Here is an 18029-nt window from a genome sequence, read left to right on the forward strand (position 1 = left end):
TAGTCCGAGCGCAGCAGCGCCTGTCACGCCCCTGCTCCGCGCCGCCGGCCGAGATCGCCCCCATAACCCGGCGTGTCGCGGGTAGTGGAGCAGATGACAGGGACGAGGCGGGCCCCTCCCGCCCCCTGAAGACAGCGATCGACGGATCGAGAGAGCCATCCCCCGAGGAGGAGATCCCATGGGGACCCGTAGGAACTGGATCGAACGCAAGGCGCGCCAGGTCATCGGTGGCAGGCTCGACGGAATGGGCGGCGGGTCTCCCGTCACCCGCACCCATCGCCCCCACCGCACGGGCGGTGCGGCAGCGACCCGCGGCCTGGGCGGCATCGTCCGGCGCGCACGGATGCACCGCGGAACCGGTCCGCGCCCCGGCGCACGGACGCGCGGCGGCGGCATGCCCCCGGAGATCCAGCGGGGCTTCCGCCAGGTGGAGAGCCGGCTGCGGAAGGCGCTGCGGCGCCGCTGACCGCCTGACCGCACACGAGCGCCGCACGGCCCCGGGCCGTGCGGCGCTCGCACGCGTATGCGCCGGGCGTGCGGCGGTGACGCGGCGGCCGGCTAGGCGCCCCCGTCGCCGGGGAGGTTCAGGCGCACCATGATGGCGGTGCCCTCGGCGGTCACCTCGCCGTCGTGGCGGATCTCGGCGGCGACGGAGACCTTGCGGCGCTCGGTGCCGGTGACGCGCGAGGTGATCTCCAGCGGCGTGTTCAGCGGGGTCGGGCGCCGGTAGTCCACGTCGAGGTTGGCGGTCAGGCCCGGCATCCCCTCGGCGACGGCCGCCGCGCCCAGGGCCTGGTCGAGGAGCGCGGCGAGCCAGCCGCCGTGCACGAGCCCGGGCGGGCCCTGGTAGGTGCCGTTCAGCCGCACCTGCGCGCGCAGGCCCCCCTCCGGCGCGGTCTCCAGGCGCAGCGGCGGAGCGGCGGCGTTGGTCGGACCGGAGACGGCGTTGGTGAGCGTGCCGTACTCCACCCGGCCGTCGTCCCACGTGCGGCGCACCATGGTGCCGACGTCGTGCCGGGGGCCGTCCCCGAGCTGCGCGGCGGCCGCGGCCACAGCCGCGCGCGCCGCCGAAAGCTCCTCGGCCCCGGCCCGCGTGCGGGCGACGGCGTCGACGAGCGAGCGCACCTCGGCGACCAGGGACGTCAGCTCCGCGGGGATCTCCTCCTCGCCGACCACGGCGAGGCCGTAGTCGCGGGGGTCGGGGAGTTCGGCAACCGGATCGGCGTCGACCGTCATGGTTTCCTTCGCTCTGCAGTGTGTTCTGGGCTCGGCGGGCGGCACTGCGCACCCGGCCCGCAGCGAATCCGCTGCGGTCGGGCCGTGCGGACCGAGCGCCGCCGCGCCGGACGTCCAGCCATGTTACTTGCTGGTAGGTTCATAATCGCCTCCCGCACCGGGGGGAGGCAACGCGACGACCGTCACAGGGGCGGTCGGCGGCGCCGGGCGCCGCAGTCGGCCTGTTCGCGGGCCGACCCGGGGCCGGCACGAGTGCGCAGGCCCGCTCTTCGCGGCACCGACCGCCGGGCGAGGTACCGGGCGAGCGCGAGCGGCGGAGCCGCGGGAGGACGCGCATCGGCGGGGAGCCGGGCTCAGGACAGGAGCTTGTACATGTCCCGGTGCACGATGCCCGCGTCCAGGAACTCCTCGCCGCGGGCGGTGTAGCCCAGCCGCTCGTAGAAGTCCAGAGCGCGGGTCTGCGCGTGCAGTTCGACGGCTCCCAGTCCCAGCTTGCGCGCCCGGTCCTCGACGGCGCGGACCAGCGCGGCCCCGGCGCCCGTCCCGCGGGCCTCGGGCAGTACCGCCAGCCGGCCGAGGACGCCCCGCTCCCCCTCGGTGACGAGCCGGCCGGTCCCGACGGGCACTCCGCCGGCGCGCGCCAAGAGGTGGTCGGCGGCGAGGTCGCGGGAGTCCCACTCCTCGGCGATGGGCACTCCCTGCTCGGCGACGAACACGGCGCCGCGGATCGCGAAGACGGCGGCGCGGTCCTGAGGGCTCTCCGCGAGGTCGATAGTGAGCACGCGCGGAATTCTAGACCCGGCACGGGGTGCCGGTGCCGGGCGGAGGGCGCCGGGGCCGGAGCCGGACTCGGCCGACACGCCCGCCGGGGCCCGCCTAAGCTGGGGCTATGAGCGACGAGTCCGCCGATCGTGCGCGGTTCTGGCGCCATCCCGGCCTGCCGGGCGTGGAGCTGCTCAAGGCGCATTACGTACGCCACACCTTCAACCGGCACACGCACGACACCTACACCTTCGCCCTCGTCGAGTCGGGCGTCGAGGTCACCTACTACAAGGGCGGCGACGTCAGCATCAGCGCCGGCGGACTGATGGTGGTCGAGCCGCACGAGGTCCACACCGGCCACGCCGGGGTGCCCGACGGCTGGCGCTACAGGGTGCTCTATCCCGAGGTCGACGTGGTCGCCGCCGCGGCGCGCGACCTCGGCATGGACCGCATTCCGCCCTTCACCCCCGAGGAGGTCCGCGACCCGGCGTCATCGCGCCTCGTGCGGGCCGCGCACCGGGCCACCGAGCAGGGCGACCGGCTCAGCGCCTCCACGCTCATCCGCCAGGCCCTGCACCTGCTGCTCTCCCGGCACACCCGCGCGGGCACCGCACCGCACGGGCCGCAACCGCCCGGCTCCGGCCGCGCCGTCGAGCGCGCCCGCGAACTGCTGCACACCGCCCTGGCCGACCCGCCCGGCCTGGAGGAGCTGGCCGCCGCCGTGGACACCCCGCCCTTCGCGCTCCTGAGGGCGTTCCGCGCGGCGCACGGACTGCCCCCGCACGCCTACGTGAACAACGTCCGGGTGCAGCGCGCCCGGCGGCTGCTGGCCGACGGCATGGCGCCCGCCGACGTGTCCGCCGCTCTCGGATTCGCCGACCAGCCGCACTTCACGCGCCACTTCAAACGCTCCACCGGCGTGCCGCCCGGCGCCTTCCAGCGGGGAGTCCTGGGGCCGCCGGAGGCGGGGTAGCCCTCGGCCCCGGTGCGGGGCTCCGGCGCCCGGCCGTCGGCGCCCGCAATATCGTTCAAGACGGCCGTGCGCCGACGCCGCTAGCGTCGGCGGATGTGAACACCTCCACCGCTCTTCTGCCGCCCCCGGTGCGCGACGGGCTGGGGATGGGCGTGGCCGTGGGCCTGTCCGGGACCGCGTTCGGGGCCGCCGCCGTCACGGCCGGGCTCTCGGTGCCCCAGGCGTGCGTGCTGAGCCTGTTCGCCTTCACCGGCGCGTCGCAGTTCGCCCTGGTGGGCGTGGTCGCCGGCGGAGGCGGCCTGGCGGCGGGCGCGGCCGGCGCGCTGCTGCTGGGCGCACGCAACACCCTCTACGGCCTGCGGTTGGCCGACCTGCTGCACTGGCGGGGCCCGCGGCGGCTGCTCGTCGCCCACGGCGTCATCGACGAGACGGCCGCCGGAGCGTTCGCGCAGCCCACCGCGGCGTGGGCGCGCACCTCCTTCGTCACGGTCTTCGCCTCCATCTACCTCGTCTGGAACCTGACCACGCTCCTCGGCGCGCTGGCCACCGAGCGGATCGGCGACACCGACGCGTTCGGGCTGGACGCCATGAGCGCGGCGGTCTTCTTGGCCCTGGTCGGCACGCGGCTGCGCGGCAACCGGCGCGAGCAGGCCGTCGCGGTGCTCGGCGCGGCGATCGCGCTCGCCGCCGTGCCGGTCGCGCCGCCCGGCGTGCCGGTCCTGCTCGCCTCGGCGGCGGCGCTGCTCGTGCCGAGCGGGGCGGCGGGAGCCGTGGAGGGCGGCGGGCCGACCGGGCCCGGACGCGGCGGAGGGGAACCCACGGACGGGGAGGCGCGCACATGACGCTCTGGCTGGTCATCATCGGCACCTGCGCCGGGTGCTACGTGCTCAAGCTGGCCGGGCTCTCGGCTCCGCGCCGGCTGCTGGACCACCCGCTCGTGCGGCGCTTCGCGATGACCGTCCCCGTGGCGCTGCTGGCGGCCCTGATCGCCGTGCAGACCGCGAGCGACGGCGGCCGGGAACTGGTCTTCGACCCCGCGCGCATCGGCGGGGTGGCCGCCGCCGCGGTCGCCCTCCTGCTGCGCGCCCCGTTCCTGGTGGTGCTGGCCGTGGCGGCGGCGACGGCCGCGGGCCTGCGCCTGCTGGGGCTGTGACCGCCGGGCGGCGGGGGCGAGGGCCGGGCCGGGGGTCCCGGGCCTTGGGGCGCGCTACCACCCGCCTCTGCCCCGCCGCCGAGGTGACGGACCCGCCGCGGGCGGGCAGAAGTCGGTCGTGACCATCCCGCGAGCCGGAGGACGCCGATGACCGAGGAGTACGGGAACGCGGCCACCGCCGCCGAGGGCTTCGACGCCGGGGCGCACCCGCCCGGGCGGGGCGCGGCGGCGCACTGGCGCACCGCCGCCGAGGAGGTCGCCGACGTGCTGGCCGGCGCCGGCGTCCGCCACTGCTACACCGTGCCCGGCGAGAGCTTCCTGGAGCTGGCCGACGCCGTGGACCGGCACGCCGACCTGGGACTGGTCTCGACCCGCCACGAGAACGGCGCCGCCTTCATGGCCGAGGCCGAGGCCAAGCTCACCGGAGTCCCCGCCGTCGCCGCGGCCACCCGCGGACCCGGCGCCGCCAACCTGGCCGTGGGCGTGCACACCGCGCGCCAGGACTCCACCCCCATGGTGGTGTTCCTCGGCCAGGTCACCAGCGACCACCTGGGCCGCGAGGCGTTCCAGGAGGTCGACCTCACCGCCTTCTACTCCCCCATCACCAAGTGGACCACCACCGCCACCCGCGCCGACCGGCTCGCCGAGATCACCGCGCAGGCCCTGCGGGTGGCCACCACCGGCCGCCCCGGGCCGGTCGCCGTCGCGGTGCCGGGCGACCTGTTCGGGCAGCGCGTCCCGCCGGCCGCCGCCCTGCCCGGCGCGGCACCGCCGCGCCCGGCGCTCAGCGAGGACGACCGGGACCGGCTGGCCGAGTGGCTGGCCGCGGCCGAGCGCCCGGTGATCGTCGCGGGCGGGGGCGCGCGCAGCGCCCGCGAGGAGCTGGTCGCCACCGCCGAGCGCTACAACACGGGCGTCTACACCTCCTGGCGGCGCCAGGACGTGTTCCCCAACGACCACCCGCTCTACCTCGGCCATCTCGGGCTCGGCTGCCCCAAGCCGGTGCTGCGGGCGCTGGAGGAGGCCGACGCGGTGCTGGTCGTCGGCTCGCGGCTGAGCGAGATCACCAGCCAGACCTACCGGCTGCCCGCATCGGCCGGGCCGGGGCCCGGATCACCCGTCGCCCAGATCGACATCGACCCCGACCAGATCGGAGCCGTCACCGGCGTGTGGCTGGGCGCCGTGGCCGACGCCCGCTCGGCGCTGGACTCGCTCGCCGCGCTGCCCGTGGCCACGCCCGAGCGCGACTACGGCGAGGCCCACCACGTGTGGGAGCGCACCGCCACCGCGCCGGCCGAGGCCGCCACCCACCCCGGCGGGCGCATGCACCCGTGGGCGGTGGTCGAGGGGATGCGCAAGGCCCTGCCCGACGATTCGGTGATCACCAACGACGCCGGGAACTTCGCCGCCTTCCTGCACCGCGGCTGGACCTACCGGCACCCGCACACCCAGCTCGCGCCCACCAGCGGAGCCATGGGCTACGCGGTTCCGGCGGCGGTGGCCGCCAAGCTCACCGCGCCGCACCGCACCGTCGTGGCCGCGGTCGGCGACGGCGGGCTGCTGATGACCGGACAGGAGCTGGAGACCGCGGTCAGGCTGGGGCTGGCGATCACCGTGGTGGTCTTCCAGAACGGGCTCTACGGCACCATCGCGATGCACCAGGCGCGGGAGCTGGGACGTACGGCGGGCACCGACATCAGCGGGCCGCTGGACCTGGCCGCCTACGCACGCGGCCTGGGCGCGCTCGGTGCCACCGCCACGGACCCGGTGGAGCTGGCCGACGCGCTGGACGCGGCGCTCGCGTCCGAGCTGCCCACGCTCGTCGACGTCCGCACCGACCCCGATGTAATCAGCCCGGAGGCCACCATGAGCGGGCTGCTCGGCGGCGCCTGACGGCCGAGCGCGGTCTCCGTGCTCCGGCAGGGGCGGACGACCGCGCCCGGGACGGGCGGGTCACTCCTCGCGCAGCAGCTCCAGCGCCGCCTCCAGGTCGCGCGGGTACGGGCTCTCGAACTCGACCCGGCGGCCCAGAGTGGGGTGCTCGAAGCCCAGCCGCACCGCGTGCAGCCACTGGCGCCGCACGCCGAGGCGCTCGGCCAGCGCGGGATCGGCTCCGTAGAGGTGGTCTCCCACGCACGGGTGGCGCAGCGCCGACATGTGCACCCGGATCTGGTGGGTGCGCCCGGTTTCCAGCTTGATCTCCAGCAGGCTGGCGGCGCGGAACGCCTCTACGGTGTCGTAGTGGGTCACCGAGGGCCGGCCGCCGGCCACCACGGCCCACCGGCCGTCGCCCGCGGGGTGGCGGTCGATGGGCGCGTCGACGGTGCCGCGCAGCGGGTCGGGGTGGCCCTGCACGAGAGCGTGGTAGACCTTGTCCACCACCCGCTCCTTGAAGGCGCGCTTGAGCACGCTGTAGGCGGCCTCGCTCTTGGCCAGCACCATCAGGCCGGTGGTGTTGGCGTCCAGCCGGTGCACGATGCCCTGGCGTTCGGCGGCGCCGCTGGTGGCCAGCTCGACGCCCGAGGCCAGCAGGCCCTGGAGCACGGTGGGACCGGTCCAGCCCACGGTCGGGTGGGCCACGACGGCCGCGGGCTTGTCCACGACCACGATGTCGGCGTCCTCGTGGACCACGCTCAGGCCCGGCACGGGTTCGGCCCGCGCCGCGGGCGGCTCCGGCGGCGGGGGCAGCGTGACCTCCAGCCAGCTTCCCGCCTCCAGCCGGTCGGACTTGGCGGCGGCGCCGCCGTCGACCGTGACGTTGCCGTCGGCGATGAGCTCGGCGGCGCGGGTGCGCGAGAGGCCGAACATGCGGGCCATGGCGGAGTCGATGCGCTCGCCCTCGACGCCGTCGGGCACGGGCATGGCGCGGTGGTCGCCGGTCCTGGTCGGGCCGGTCACGCCGATCGCCCTCCGTCCTCACTGCGGGCCCCGGGCTCCTCCGGGACATCGGGCTCGCCGCCGCGCGCGGCGGTGGTGCCGTCCCCGCCGGTGCGGGTCTCGCCGGAGGCGCGCTCCGGCGTGTCGGGCCCGGCCGCGCCCTCGGCCTCCGGCTCGGCGCCGGAGGCCCCGCCGCCGCTCGCGGCGTCCGACTCGCGGGTGCCGTCGATGTTGATGCCGCGGAAGGCCAGCAGCACCGCGAGCGCGCCGCCCACGACGATGCAGGAGTCGGCGATGTTGAACACCGGGAAGTTGGGCACCTGGATCCAGTCCACGACCGCGCCCTGCAGCGGGGCCGGCGGGCGGAACGCCCGGTCGACCAGGTTGCCCAGGGCGCCGCCCAGGATCAGCCCGAGCGCCAGGGTCCAGGGCACGCTGGCCAGCTTGCGCGCCAGAAAGAGGATGTAGACCACCACCGCCGTGGCGATGAGGAAGAACAGCCAGGGCAGCCCCTGGCCCATGGAGAACGCGGCGCCCGTGTTGAACACGAGCGTGAACTGCAGCAGCTCGCCCACGACACGCATGGACTCACCGGGCTCGAAGCCGGCGAGCGCGGCCTCCTTGGTGGCGTAGTCGGCCCCCAGGGCCGCCGCCGCCACCGCCGACAACAGAACGAACCGCCGCGGCCGGCGCGCGGCGGGTCCGTTCACGGTCCGATCTTGGGCCCCGGGGGGCTCGACGTCACTCAGCGACGCTCCTCGCGCTGTTTGCACTGCACACACAATGTGGCGCGGGGGAATGCCTGCAGCCGCGCCTTGCCGATGGCGTTGCCGCAGGACTCGCAGACCCCGTAGGTCCCCGCGTCCATCCGCTGGATCGCGCGCTCGCTCTGGGCGAGCAGCTCACGGCTATTGTAGTTCAGCGCGAGGTCGTGCTCGCGCTGGTAGGCCTTGGCACCGGTGTCGGTGGGATCGTCGCCGGCTCCCTCGACCGAGTCCGACAGCCGCTCGGCCATCTCGGACTCGGCGGCGGCGATGCCGCTCCGCAGCTCGGCGACCTCGGACTCCAGTCCGTGGCGGACCTCGGCCAACTCGGCCTCGGTCCACGGGTCCTCGCCGGGACGAACGGGCAGATCGGCCGCGTTGGAGACACCCATGGTCGCCCCGTCCTTTCCGCCGCGGGCCTCTTCACCGGATTTACCGGTCGTGGTAGTCGACGCCATCAGGCACTCACCCCCTCGGCCGCCGCGGCACGGCGGCCGTGAACCCCGTTCTGACGTGCGATTTCACCGCCTGCAGCGGTGCCCGCACAGGATGCCGGGTAGCTTAAACGCCCGTCGGGAGCGAATCAACCATCGACAACGCAGTGTGGAACACTCCCGGCTTTCCGCGTCTATCCCCCAGGTGTTCCCGATCGAGGCGCCGATACGCTTCCGCCGGGGGCGGCGCGCCTCCTCCCGGCGCCGCCGCGCCCCCGACGCGCTACTGCGCGGTGGCGTATCCGCCGTAGTCATCGGCCAGCACGGCCAGGTGCGGCTCGTCGAAGGTCGCCGGTCCGCCGTGCGGGCCGGTCGCCACCTCGATCACCCAGTCGACGTCCTCGGCGTCGTCCTCGCCGGCCAGCATGTCGCGGTGCACCGTGCAGGGCTCGTAACCCTGGTCCTGCAACTGCTCCGCCAGCTCCTCGGCGTCCTCCCGCTCGGAGAGCGTCACCAGCACGGTGCCCTCCCGCCCGGTCGCGGCCACGGACCGCCTCCTTTCGTCGATCGCCACCACGTGCCTGCGCCGCGCCGCGCGCGGCGAACGGGCCGCCGCGAGGTGCGGCCCGGCAGGCAAGTATGCACCGCAGGCCGCAGCCCGGGGAAAGGCGCGTGCCCGTTGGGCCCCCGATCGGACGCCGCCCCGCCCGTCGTGGGCTATCCTCGGCAGCACGGCAAGGCGCGGATGGGGACGAGTACCGCCGGAAACAGCCCAGAGCGACCCGGGGACGGTGGAAGCCCGGGGGCATGACCGTCGGGAAGATCACCCCGGAGCCGCCGGAAGAACGGTGCGGCGCGCAGCGCCGACCCAGTAGACCCGGCCGCCGAGCGAAGCGAGAGGGGACGAGGCGGCCGGTCCGCCTCACCCAAGGAGGGTGGTACCGCGGGGCGCGCAGCCTCGTCCCTCCATCAGGACAACCGATGCCCTGGTGAGAGGTAGACCCCATGCACGACGAAAGCGCCGCTCGCTCCTTCCCTGCCCTCCCGGCCCGGATCGACCTGCCCGCCACCGAGCACGAGGTGCTTCGGCGCTGGTCGGAGCAGAAGGTCTTCGAACGCTCGCTGGAGCGGTCGCAGGGCAAGCCCAACTGGGTGTTCTACGAGGGCCCGCCCACGGCCAACGGCCAGCCCGGCGTGCACCACGTCGAGGCGCGGGTCTTCAAGGACGTCTTCCCCCGCTTCAAGACGATGCGCGGCTACCACGTCGACCGCAAGGCCGGATGGGACTGCCACGGCCTGCCCGTCGAGGTCGCGGTGGAGAAGGAGCTGGGCCTCAGCGGCAAGAAGGACATCGAGGAGTTCGGCGTCGCCGAGTTCAACGCCCGCTGCCGCGAGTCCGTGCTGCGCAACGTGAACGCGTTCACCGCCATGACCGAGCGCATGGGCTACTGGGTGAACATGGACGAGGCCTACCGCACCATGGACCCCGAGTATGTGGAGTCGGTGTGGTGGGCGCTGAAGACCATCTGGGACAAGGGCCTGCTGGTGCGCGACTACCGCATCAGCCCCTACTGCCCGCGCTGCGGCACCACGCTCTCCGACCACGAGCTCGCGCAGGGCTACGAGACCGTCGTCGACCCTTCGGTCTACGTGCGCTTCCCCGTCACTTCGGGCCCGCTGGCCGACCCCGCGCGGCCGACGTCGCTGCTGGTGTGGACCACGACCCCCTGGACCCTGGTCTCCAACACCGCCGTGGCGGTGCACCCCGACGTCGCCTACGTGGTGGCCACCGACGGCACCGAGCGGCTGCTGGTGGCCGAGCCGCTCGTCGGCACCGCCCTGGGCGAGGGCTGGACGCTCACCGGTGAGCGCTTCGAGGGCTCGGAGATGGAGCGCTGGACCTACCAGCGCCCGTTCGAGCTGGTCGCCTTCGACGAGCCCGCGCACTTCGTGGTGCTGGCCGACTACGTCACCGTCGAGGACGGCACCGGCCTGGTCCACCAGTCCCCGGCGTTCGGCGCCGACGACATGGCGGTGTGCCGCGCCTACGGGCTGCCCGTGGTCAACCCCGTGCGCGCCGACGGCACGTTCGAGGCCGGACTGGACCTCATCGGCGGCGTCTTCTTCAAGACCGCCGACGCCGCCCTCGTCGAGGACCTGCGGGCGCGCGGCCTGCTGCTGCGCAACCAGCCCTACGAGCACAGCTACCCGCACTGCTGGCGCTGCCACACGCCGCTGCTCTACTACGCGCTGCCGTCCTGGTACATCAAGACGACGGCGATCAAGGACGAGCTGCTGGAGCAGAACGCGCGCACCAACTGGTTCCCCGAGAACGTCAAGGAGGGGCGCTACGGCGAGTGGCTGCGCAACAACATCGACTGGGCGCTGTCGCGCAGCCGCTACTGGGGCACGCCGCTGCCCGTGTGGGTCTGCGCGGAGGAGCACCACACGGTCGTGGGCTCGCTGGAGGAGCTGGGCGGGCTCGCCGGCCGCGACCTCGGCGCCCTCGACCCGCACCGGCCCTACGTCGACGACGTCTCCTTCGACTGCCCGCAGTGCGGCGGCCGCACCCGGCGTGTGCCCGAGGTCATCGACGTGTGGTTCGACTCCGGAGCGATGCCGTTCGCGCAGTGGGGGGCGCCGCACCGCAACGAGGCGGCGTTCGAGGCCAACTTCCCCGGCCAGTACATCTGCGAGGCCATCGACCAGACCCGCGGCTGGTTCTACTCGATGATGGCCGTGAGCACCCTGGTCTTCGGCCACTCCTCCTACGAGAACGTGGTCTGCCTGGGCCACATCCTCGCCGAGGACGGCCGCAAGATGAGCAAGCACCTGGGCAACGTCCTCGAACCGATGGAGGTCATGGAGCGCCACGGCGCCGACGCGCTGCGCTGGTTCATGGCCGCCAGCGGTTCGCCGTGGATGCCGCGCCGCGTGGGGCACGAGGCGCTTGAGGAGATCGTCCGCAAGGTCCTGCTGACCTACTACAACACCGTCTCCTTCTTCACCCTCTACGCCGGTGCGGGCGGCGCCTGGAGCCACGGCCGGCTGGCCGAGGCCCCCGCGCCCGCGGAGCGCCCGCTGCTGGACCGGTGGCTGCTCTCCGAGCTGAACCGGGTCGTCGAGGGCGTCGGCGCGGCGCTGGAGCGCTTCGACACCGCCGGAGCCGGTCGGCTGCTGACCGCCTTCGTCGACGACCTGTCCAACTGGTACGTGCGGCGCTCGCGCCGCCGCTTCTGGGCGGGCGCGGACACCCCCGAGGGCGCGGCCGCGTTCGCCACCCTGTTCGAGGCGCTGGAGTCGCTGACACTGGTCATGGCGCCGCTGGTGCCGTTCATCACCGACCACGTCTGGGCGGCGCTGCGCCGGCCGGAGGCGCCGGACTCGGTGCACCTGGCGAGCTGGCCGCAGGTGCGCGAGGACCTCGTCGACACCCGGCTCTCGGAGCAGATGGCGCTGGTCCGCCGGCTCGTGGAGCTGGGCCGCGCTGCCCGCGTGGACTCGGGAGTGCGCACCCGCCAGCCGCTGTCGCGGGTGCTGGTCGGGGCCGCCGGGTTCGACGGGCTGCCCGAGCAGCTGCGCGACCAGATCGCCGAGGAGCTGAACGTGCAGCAGCTCGACCCGCTCTCGGCGGTCGGCGGCGACCTGGTCGACCACACGGTCAAGCCGAACTTCCGCGCCCTGGGCAAGCGCTTCGCCAAGCGCACGCCGCTGGTGGCCGCGGCGATCGGCGAGGCCGACGCGCGGGGGCTGGTAGAGCAGGTGCGCACGACGGGCTGGGCCCACGTCGACGTGGAGGGCGAACCGGTGGAGATCAGCGCCGAGGAGGTGCTGATCAGCGAGCAGCCCCGGGAAGGCTGGACGGTCGCGGCCGAGGGCGGCGAGACCGTCGCCCTGGATCTGGAGGTCACTCCGGCGCTCCAGCGCGCCGGCCTGGCCCGCGAGCTGATCCGCCTCGTCCAGGACGCCCGCAAGTCCAGCGGCCTGGAGATCTCCGACCGGATCGACCTGTGGTGGGAGGCGACCGACCCGGTCACCGCCCGGGCGCTGGAGGAGCACGAGCGCACCATCGCCGGCGAGGTCCTCGCGGTGAGCGTCACCCGGGGCGCACCGCAGGGCGACGCCCACACCGTCGCCTCGGACGACTTCGGCGTGACGCTCCGCCTGCGCAAGGCGGCCTAGCGGTCACCGCCGGTGCCGGGAGTGCCGCGCTCCCGGCACCGGTCGTCCTGCGTCGGAACGGCTCCCGCGCGGTCGGGCAGCGCCGCCCGACCGCTCCCCCGCGATCGTCCCCGGCGGCGCGGACGCCGGGCGCCCCGCGGGAGCGTGGGCACGGCTGCGCCGGTTCCGCGGCGCCGGTCTGCGGCAATATCCGGGCGGCGTGCCCCTCAGGGGCGGTCGTCGTCCGCGGGGGCGCGGCGCAGGACCGCGGTCTCGTCCGCATCGGGCTCGTCGGAGGTCGGCGCGGGTTCCGCGGAACCGTCGGGATCGGCGCCAAAATCCCGGGGCGCCGGCTCCGGCTCGGGCCGCCGCTCGGCGGTCTCCGCCGGATCGGCCGCGTCCTCCTCGGCGGTCTCGTCCGAGTCCCGGCCGTCCTCCTGTCCGCCGCCGGCCTGCTCGCCGGGCCGCGCGAAGGCATCGGTCGCCTCGTCGGACGCGGCGGCCTCGGCCGCGGGCGCGTGCCCGGGATCCCCCGGCCCTTCGGACTCGGCGGCGACCGCCTGTGCCTGGGGAGCGGCGGCGTTGGCCGCCCCTTCGGGCGCGGCGGCGGTGGCCGCGGCCTCGCCAAGGTGCTCCGAGGACGCGTCATCCGGCACGGTCGCCGTGATCGCGCGCAGGTCGAGAGGCGCCGTGATGGGCTCCTCGACATCCTCGCCCGCGAGTGCCGGAGCGGTGTTCCACTCGGGGTCCGACGCGGCGGTCCCGGTCTGGTCCGGCTCGTCGGCGGAGTCGCCCCCGGCGGCGGCCGCCGCGGGGTCCGCGGTCGGCGTGTCGTCCTCGGGACCGCCCTCGCCGGGCGCCGCCGAGTCGTCGGTCGCCTCGGGTACCGCGGCATCGTCTGCGCCGCCGGCGGGTCGGCCGTCGTCGGTGCCGCCCTCGGCGGTCGCCTGCTCCGCGGCGTCTTCCGGCGCCGTCCCGGCGCCGTGGTCCGCCGCCTGTCCCTGCTCGGGCAGCAGTCCGCTGACGAAGGCGCTGAACGAGAGGTCGCGGTCGGCCTCGTCGGCGGGCGCGCCCTGGGCTGCGGCCGGTTCCGGCGACGGTGCGCCGGCGGGCGGCTCGGACTCGGGCGCCCGCGCGGGCTCGGCCGGCTCCGAGGGTGCCGGCTCCTCCGGCGCGGCGTCCGCCTCGCCGGCGGGCGGCGCGGTCTCCTCGGGCGTGCCCGCATCGGGGGCGGGCTCGGGTCGCGCGGTCTCGGCGAAGTCCCGAGCGGCCGCTTCCGCCGGGGGTGCCGCCGGGGGTGCCTCGGCGCGCGCCTGGTCGGCCCCGGCCGCCTCCTGCCCGGCGCCGCCGGTGGCCTCCGCGGCGCCCGGGGCGACCGCGCCCTCGTCGGGCCCGCTCGGAACGCGGTTGATGCGCGGCCGGACCGGCCGCTGCGGCTGGGAGCGCACCGCGCTCTCCGCCGGCTCGGGACCGGCGGACGGCTCGGGTCGTCCTGTCTGCTCGGGGGGCTCCTCCGGCGATCGGCCGGGGGGCCTCGCACCGAGACCGTGGGGCGGCGCGTAGCCGCCGTAGGGAGCAGCCGGTCGTGCACCCTGTCCAGGGTTTTCACGCCGCGCCGCGCCGTCGCTCGCGGCGCGGCTCTGAGCGGGGGCGAAACCCCGCACTCCCTCGGTGGTACGGCTGTGCTGCGCGGCGGATTCCGCCGTTGCACCCGACAAGGTCGGGGCGAGGACGGACGCCTTCCCCAAACCGCCCGTCCGTGCCCACTGCCGTTGCGCGCCGGCATCGCCGGCCGGCGCTCCCTTGCCGGCACCCAGCCCCAGTTGCTCGCGTGATCTCACCGCCTCGGCGACGAGCAGTACCGCACCGAGAACGCCCAATGCGAGGGCGATGTAGACCAGCGTCGTCTCGGCGAACACCACACCGAAGGCGATGACCGCCAGAGCCGCCACCAAAGTGGCGAGACTGAGGATGAACACGGAATAGGAGAGCCTTCACTCAAGGGTTCTGTTGTGCGTTGCGGCGCCGCGGCACAGTCCGGTCGCCGCCGCTGTCGTGTAGCGCGCCGGGACTCCGGCGGTCGGTTCACCGCCGCTCGTGCGGAGCCTCACCGGGGTGGTAGCCGCCGTGCTGCGCGGGCTCGGGCTGGGCGAAGGGATTGCCGGAGGGCGCTCCGTTGGCCGGACCGCCGGGCGGCATGCCCGGGTTCCCGCCGGTGGGCGCCATCGTCTGGAATCCGCCCGTGGTGTTCGGGTTCTGCTGCTGGCCGGAGTTGGGCTCGTTGGCACCCTCGGCGAGCTCGCGCAGCTGGCGCTCGAAGTAGTCCTTGAGGCGGCTGCGGTACTCGCGCTCGAAGTCCTTGAGCTCGGCGACCTTGTGCTCCAGCTCCTCGCGCTGCTGCACGAGGGAGCCCATCACCTGGCGGTGGCGCTCCTGGGCGTCGCGGTCGAGGTTCTCGGAGCGGGCGCGGGCCTCGTTGACGATCTGCTCGGCCTGGCGGCGGGCCTTGCCGAGGATGTCGTCGGCCTCGTGGCGGGCGCGGCCGAGGGTCTCGTCGGCCTCGCGGCGCGCGTCGGAGATCGCCTGGTCGGCGGTCTGCTGGGCAAGGGCCAGGACCCGGGCGGCGGTGTCCATGTTCTCTTCCGAGCCGGGCAGGCCCATGTTGGCGGCCATGGCCGGGATCTGCTGCTCCAGCGGCTGCTGCGGCTGGGGCTGGGGCTGCTGCGGCTGCTGCGGCGGCTCCTGGCGGGCGGCCGGCTCGGGCTGCGGCTCGGGCGGGAGCTGCTGCTCCTGCGGCTGCTGCTGCTGGAAGTCCTGCATGCCGGCGTTGGGAACCTTGCCCCGCAGGCACTCGGCCAGCTTGCCGCGCAGCTCCTCGTTCTCCTGGATCAGGCGGTCGAGCTCGGTCTCGACCTCGTCGAGGAACGCGTCGACCTCTTCCTCGTCGTAGCCCGGCCGGAGCCGGGTGGTACTGAACTGCTTGTTCCGCACATCCGCGGGTGTCAGCGGCATGTTCGTCTCCTTGGCGCGCTTGGACTGTGTCCGTAGGGACGCTACCTGATCGTGACCTTACGGCAATCCAGATCATGACCAAGGCCACATATCGAAACCAGGGCTTGCCTTTCCGACATCTGTGACCTTCTAGATGAACGAGATCGAACTTACGATCTGGAGAAGGATCACCACGAAGAGGAAGAGGACGGTGAAGCTCAGGTCCAGCGCCACTCCCCCCAGGCGAATGGGCGGGATGAACCGACGCAGGAACCGCAGGGGCGGGTCGGTGACGGTGTAGACGGTCTCCGCGAGTACCAGCACGAACCCGCTCGGTCGCCACGACCGGGCGAACGCCTGTACGAGCTCGAAGACGAGCCGCCCGATCAGCACCAGCATGAACACGTTCAGCAAGACGATGATGACGGACTGGACGATACTCACGGCCGTTCCCCGACCCAATCTCTGGACATCAGTGATGATCTAACTCTGGTTGAAGAACCCTCGCTCGGCGATGCGTGCTTTGTCTTCAGCAGTCACCTCAACATTAGCCGGGGACAACAAGAACACCTTTGTGGTCACGCGGTCGATACTGCCGTGAAGACCGAAGATCAGACCCGCCGCGAAGTCGACCAGACGCTTGGCGTCGCTGTCGACCATCTCGGTCAGGTTCATGATCACCGGTACACCTTCTCGAAAGTACTCTCCGATGGTACGCGCCTCGTTGTAGGTCCGGGGATGCAGCGTAGTGATGCGCGCAAGGTCCGCGGTAGCGGGGGTGGTATGCGTCGGTGTGCGCCTGTCGGCAGGGGACATGGGGTAGTCATCCGCATCCGTCACGGAGTCGGCTCGGGGGTCGCCGCCCTGGTGAACGAGATCCCGGTCGCGCCGGCCCTCGACGCCTTCGTCGAAGTCGTCGAAGTCATCGTATTCGTCCGCATAGCGGTGATCGTAGCGGTCGTCCTCCACGAGGCCGAGGTAGACCGCCATCTTGCGCATCGCGCCGGCCATCTCTTGTCCTCCGTCGTCCCTGTGGTGCGGCACCGCAGATGACTCAGTCCATGTCGGGACGGGCCCGAGTCCGCCGGACGGGCGAACTCGACAGTTGGGCGCCAATGTCCATGTGGGGACATTACCCCACGTTCGGGCCCCGATCGTCGAGCAACGCCGTTCCCACCCGCAGGTGTGTCGCACCCTGGGCGACGGCCGCTTCCAGGTCCGCGCTCATGCCCGCGGAAACCGCCCTCGCCTGAGGGTAGCGAGCCCGGACCTCGGCGGCGACCGCATTCAGCCGGGCGAAGGCCTCCTCGGGATCTCCCCCGCGGGGCGCCACCGCCATGACTCCGGCCAGTGCCAGCCCCTCCTCGGCCGCGACGGCGTCGGCGACGGCCAGCGCGTCGCGCGGGTCGGCCCCGCCCCGCGGCCCCAGCACGCCGGCCTCGGAGGCGGGGTCGAGATCGATCTGGACCAGGCAGCCCACCTCGCGCCCCTCGGTCCGGGCGCGCGCACCGAGCGCGGCCGCGAGCCTGGGGCGGTCCACCGAGTGGACCATGTGGGCGTAGCGGGCCACCGAACGCGCCTTGTTGGTCTGCAACTGGCCGACGAAGTGCCAGCGCAGCCCCAGGTCGGCGCATTCAGCCGCCTTGGGCGCGGCCTCCTGGTCGCGGTTCTCGCCGACGTCGCCGACGCCGAGCCCGGCGAGGATGCGCACGTCGGAGGCGGGAAACGTCTTGGTCACCGCGATGATCGTCACGTCGTCGGGGCTGCGGCCCGCGGCCGCGCAGGCGGCGTCGACGCGCCCGCGCAGCGCGGCAAGGTTGGCGCGGATCCGCTCGCGGCGCCGCGAACCGCTGCCGGCGTGCGCCGGGTCGGCTCCCCCGGTATCGCGGGCGCTCACGGCCGCCGCCATACGAATCCGGCGAATCGGCCGGTCGGAGCGCCGCCGCGGTGCGAGAAGAGCTCGGGGCTCTCCAGGGTGCAGCGGTCGTCGGAGGTGATGTGGCCGACATCGGCCGCGCGTAGCTGGGCGGTGACGGCGGCGCGCATGTCGATGCCCTCCGTGCCCTCGCGGGTGCGGCTGGCCGCTTCGGCCACGCTGCGTGCCACCTCGGCCTGCACCTGCGGGCCGACCTCGTAGCACCGGCCGCAGATGGCGGGGCCGAGGACGGCGCTGATGCGGGCGGGCTCGGCGCCCAGCAGCGCCATCCGCGCGACCATCGCGGGCGCCACGCCCGACTGCGTGCCGAGCCGGCCGGAGTGCGCCGCGCCGACGACGCCCGCCTCGGCGTCGGCGGCCAGCACCAGCAGGCAGTCGGCGGCCAGCGCGGCCAGCACCAGGCCGGGCCGGTCGGAGACGACGGCGTCGACGCGCCCGGCCGTTCCCGGCTCGACGGCCACGGCCACGTCCGCGCTGTGCACCTGGTCCATCCACACCACGCTCTCGGCGGCGAACCCGAGGCGCTTCGCGGCCGTCCGGCGGTTCTCCGCCACGGCCCCGGGGGCGTCGCCCACCCCGTGGCCGAGGTTGAGGCTGTCGAACGGCGCGGAGCTGACCCCGCCGTCGTAGCGCTGGGTGAACCCGGCCCGCACGCCCGGTCCCAACTCGATCACGGCACTCATCGTGTGCGCGGTTCCTCCGCATCCTCGGCAGTCGTCCAGGGGACGCGAAAAAGCGTACC

At 74.3% G+C, this 18029-nt stretch carries 18 protein-coding genes; 6 read left to right on the plus strand and 12 right to left on the minus strand.

What is annotated here, in order from left to right:
• Window positions 1-178 precede the first annotated feature (178 nt).
• Entirely contained in the window at window positions 179-466 is a 288-nt protein-coding gene (locus ABD284_RS20305; protein ID WP_344145887.1) for a hypothetical protein, read from the plus strand.
• 92 nt (window positions 467-558) lie between these two features.
• Here the strand turns inward: ABD284_RS20305 and ABD284_RS20310 are convergent, their stop codons facing one another.
• On the minus strand, window positions 559-1236 hold the full coding sequence (locus tag ABD284_RS20310) for a PaaI family thioesterase (protein ID WP_344145890.1): 678 nt from the start codon (window positions 1234-1236) through the stop codon (window positions 559-561).
• 353 nt (window positions 1237-1589) lie between these two features.
• On the minus strand, window positions 1590-2018 hold the full coding sequence (locus ABD284_RS20315; protein WP_344145893.1) for a GNAT family N-acetyltransferase: 429 nt from the start codon (window positions 2016-2018) through the stop codon (window positions 1590-1592).
• Between the two features lie 107 nt (window positions 2019-2125).
• Between ABD284_RS20315 and ABD284_RS20320 the strand changes: the two genes are divergently transcribed.
• The 4 genes from ABD284_RS20320 to ABD284_RS20335 all read left to right on the plus strand — a co-directional run bounded on the left by ABD284_RS20320 (window position 2126) and on the right by ABD284_RS20335 (window position 6017).
• Window positions 2126-2971, plus strand: a complete 846-nt coding sequence (locus tag ABD284_RS20320; protein ID WP_344145896.1) for an AraC family transcriptional regulator — start codon at window positions 2126-2128, stop codon at window positions 2969-2971.
• Between the two features lie 128 nt (window positions 2972-3099).
• The gene (locus ABD284_RS20325) at window positions 3100-3813 is read left to right on the plus strand and encodes an AzlC family ABC transporter permease (protein ID WP_344145995.1); all 714 of its coding nucleotides are present in this window, start codon (window positions 3100-3102) and stop codon (window positions 3811-3813) included.
• A complete protein-coding gene (locus ABD284_RS20330) occupies window positions 3810-4124 on the plus strand; it encodes an AzlD domain-containing protein (RefSeq protein WP_344145899.1) in 315 nt (104 codons plus the stop codon). Before ABD284_RS20325 ends, ABD284_RS20330 begins: the two co-directional genes overlap by 4 nt.
• A 147-nt stretch (window positions 4125-4271) precedes the next feature.
• Window positions 4272-6017 carry a thiamine pyrophosphate-dependent enzyme gene (locus tag ABD284_RS20335; RefSeq protein WP_344145902.1) on the plus strand — a complete coding sequence of 582 codons (1746 nt, stop codon included), beginning with the start codon at window positions 4272-4274 and terminating at the stop codon, window positions 6015-6017.
• Window positions 6018-6077: 60 nt separating this feature from the next.
• Here ABD284_RS20335 and ABD284_RS20340 read toward each other — a convergent pair whose 3' ends face one another.
• The 4 genes from ABD284_RS20340 to ABD284_RS20355 all read right to left on the minus strand — a co-directional run bounded on the left by ABD284_RS20340 (window position 6078) and on the right by ABD284_RS20355 (window position 8746).
• A complete protein-coding gene (locus ABD284_RS20340; RefSeq protein ID WP_344145998.1) occupies window positions 6078-6986 on the minus strand; it encodes an RluA family pseudouridine synthase in 909 nt (302 codons plus the stop codon).
• 32 nt (window positions 6987-7018) lie between these two features.
• A complete protein-coding gene (gene lspA, locus ABD284_RS20345) occupies window positions 7019-7711 on the minus strand; it encodes a signal peptidase II (RefSeq protein ID WP_344145905.1) in 693 nt (230 codons plus the stop codon).
• Window positions 7712-7746: 35 nt separating this feature from the next.
• Window positions 7747-8157 (minus strand): TraR/DksA family transcriptional regulator, encoded by a 411-nt coding sequence (locus ABD284_RS20350; RefSeq protein WP_344145908.1) that lies wholly within the window; start codon window positions 8155-8157, stop codon window positions 7747-7749.
• 325 nt (window positions 8158-8482) lie between these two features.
• A complete protein-coding gene (locus ABD284_RS20355) occupies window positions 8483-8746 on the minus strand; it encodes a hypothetical protein (protein WP_344145911.1) in 264 nt (87 codons plus the stop codon).
• 458 nt (window positions 8747-9204) lie between these two features.
• Here ABD284_RS20355 and ileS point away from each other — a divergent pair, with 458 nt between their 5' ends.
• A complete protein-coding gene (gene ileS, locus ABD284_RS20360; protein ID WP_344145914.1) occupies window positions 9205-12381 on the plus strand; it encodes an isoleucine--tRNA ligase in 3177 nt (1058 codons plus the stop codon).
• Window positions 12382-12587: 206 nt separating this feature from the next.
• On the opposite strand, the gene ABD284_RS20365 is transcribed toward ileS, so the two are convergent.
• The 6 genes from ABD284_RS20365 to pgeF all read right to left on the minus strand — a co-directional run bounded on the left by ABD284_RS20365 (window position 12588) and on the right by pgeF (window position 17970).
• On the minus strand, window positions 12588-14339 hold the full coding sequence (locus ABD284_RS20365; protein ID WP_344145917.1) for a hypothetical protein: 1752 nt from the start codon (window positions 14337-14339) through the stop codon (window positions 12588-12590).
• A gap of 106 nt (window positions 14340-14445) precedes the next feature.
• Window positions 14446-15372 (minus strand): DivIVA domain-containing protein, encoded by a 927-nt coding sequence (locus tag ABD284_RS20370; protein WP_344145920.1) that lies wholly within the window; start codon window positions 15370-15372, stop codon window positions 14446-14448.
• A gap of 129 nt (window positions 15373-15501) precedes the next feature.
• Window positions 15502-15795 carry a YggT family protein gene (locus ABD284_RS20375; RefSeq protein WP_344145923.1) on the minus strand — a complete coding sequence of 98 codons (294 nt, stop codon included), beginning with the start codon at window positions 15793-15795 and terminating at the stop codon, window positions 15502-15504.
• A gap of 39 nt (window positions 15796-15834) precedes the next feature.
• Window positions 15835-16362, minus strand: coding sequence for a cell division protein SepF (locus ABD284_RS20380; protein WP_344145926.1), 528 nt, complete (start codon window positions 16360-16362; stop codon window positions 15835-15837).
• 121 nt (window positions 16363-16483) lie between these two features.
• A complete protein-coding gene (locus ABD284_RS20385; protein WP_344145929.1) occupies window positions 16484-17248 on the minus strand; it encodes a YggS family pyridoxal phosphate-dependent enzyme in 765 nt (254 codons plus the stop codon).
• Complete coding sequence (gene pgeF, locus ABD284_RS20390; RefSeq protein WP_344145932.1) at window positions 17245-17970, minus strand: peptidoglycan editing factor PgeF; 726 nt, start codon at window positions 17968-17970, stop codon at window positions 17245-17247. Before pgeF ends, ABD284_RS20385 begins: the two co-directional genes overlap by 4 nt.
• Between the last annotated feature and the right edge of the window lie 59 nt (window positions 17971-18029).

Source organism: Streptomonospora arabica (genome assembly GCF_039531585.1).
Classification (GTDB): domain Bacteria; phylum Actinomycetota; class Actinomycetes; order Streptosporangiales; family Streptosporangiaceae; genus Streptomonospora; species Streptomonospora halophila.

Bases quoted from the DNA above. Each gene is read 5' to 3' on its own strand.
- ABD284_RS20305 (WP_344145887.1), top strand. From the start codon at position 179: ATGGGGACCCGTAGGAACTGGATCGAACGCAAGGCGCGCCAGGTCATC.
- ABD284_RS20310 (WP_344145890.1), bottom strand. From the start codon at position 1,236: ATGACGGTCGACGCCGATCCGGTTGCCGAACTCCCCGACCCCCGCGAC.
- ABD284_RS20320 (WP_344145896.1), top strand. From the start codon at position 2,126: ATGAGCGACGAGTCCGCCGATCGTGCGCGGTTCTGGCGCCATCCCGGC.
- ABD284_RS20330 (WP_344145899.1), top strand. From the start codon at position 3,810: ATGACGCTCTGGCTGGTCATCATCGGCACCTGCGCCGGGTGCTACGTG.
- ABD284_RS20335 (WP_344145902.1), top strand. From the start codon at position 4,272: ATGACCGAGGAGTACGGGAACGCGGCCACCGCCGCCGAGGGCTTCGAC.
- ABD284_RS20340 (WP_344145998.1), bottom strand. From the start codon at position 6,986: ATGCCCGTGCCCGACGGCGTCGAGGGCGAGCGCATCGACTCCGCCATG.
- ABD284_RS20350 (WP_344145908.1), bottom strand. From the start codon at position 8,157: ATGGGTGTCTCCAACGCGGCCGATCTGCCCGTTCGTCCCGGCGAGGAC.
- ileS (WP_344145914.1), top strand. From the start codon at position 9,205: ATGCACGACGAAAGCGCCGCTCGCTCCTTCCCTGCCCTCCCGGCCCGG.
- ABD284_RS20370 (WP_344145920.1), bottom strand. From the start codon at position 15,372: ATGCCGCTGACACCCGCGGATGTGCGGAACAAGCAGTTCAGTACCACC.
- ABD284_RS20380 (WP_344145926.1), bottom strand. From the start codon at position 16,362: ATGGCCGGCGCGATGCGCAAGATGGCGGTCTACCTCGGCCTCGTGGAG.
- pgeF (WP_344145932.1), bottom strand. From the start codon at position 17,970: ATGAGTGCCGTGATCGAGTTGGGACCGGGCGTGCGGGCCGGGTTCACC.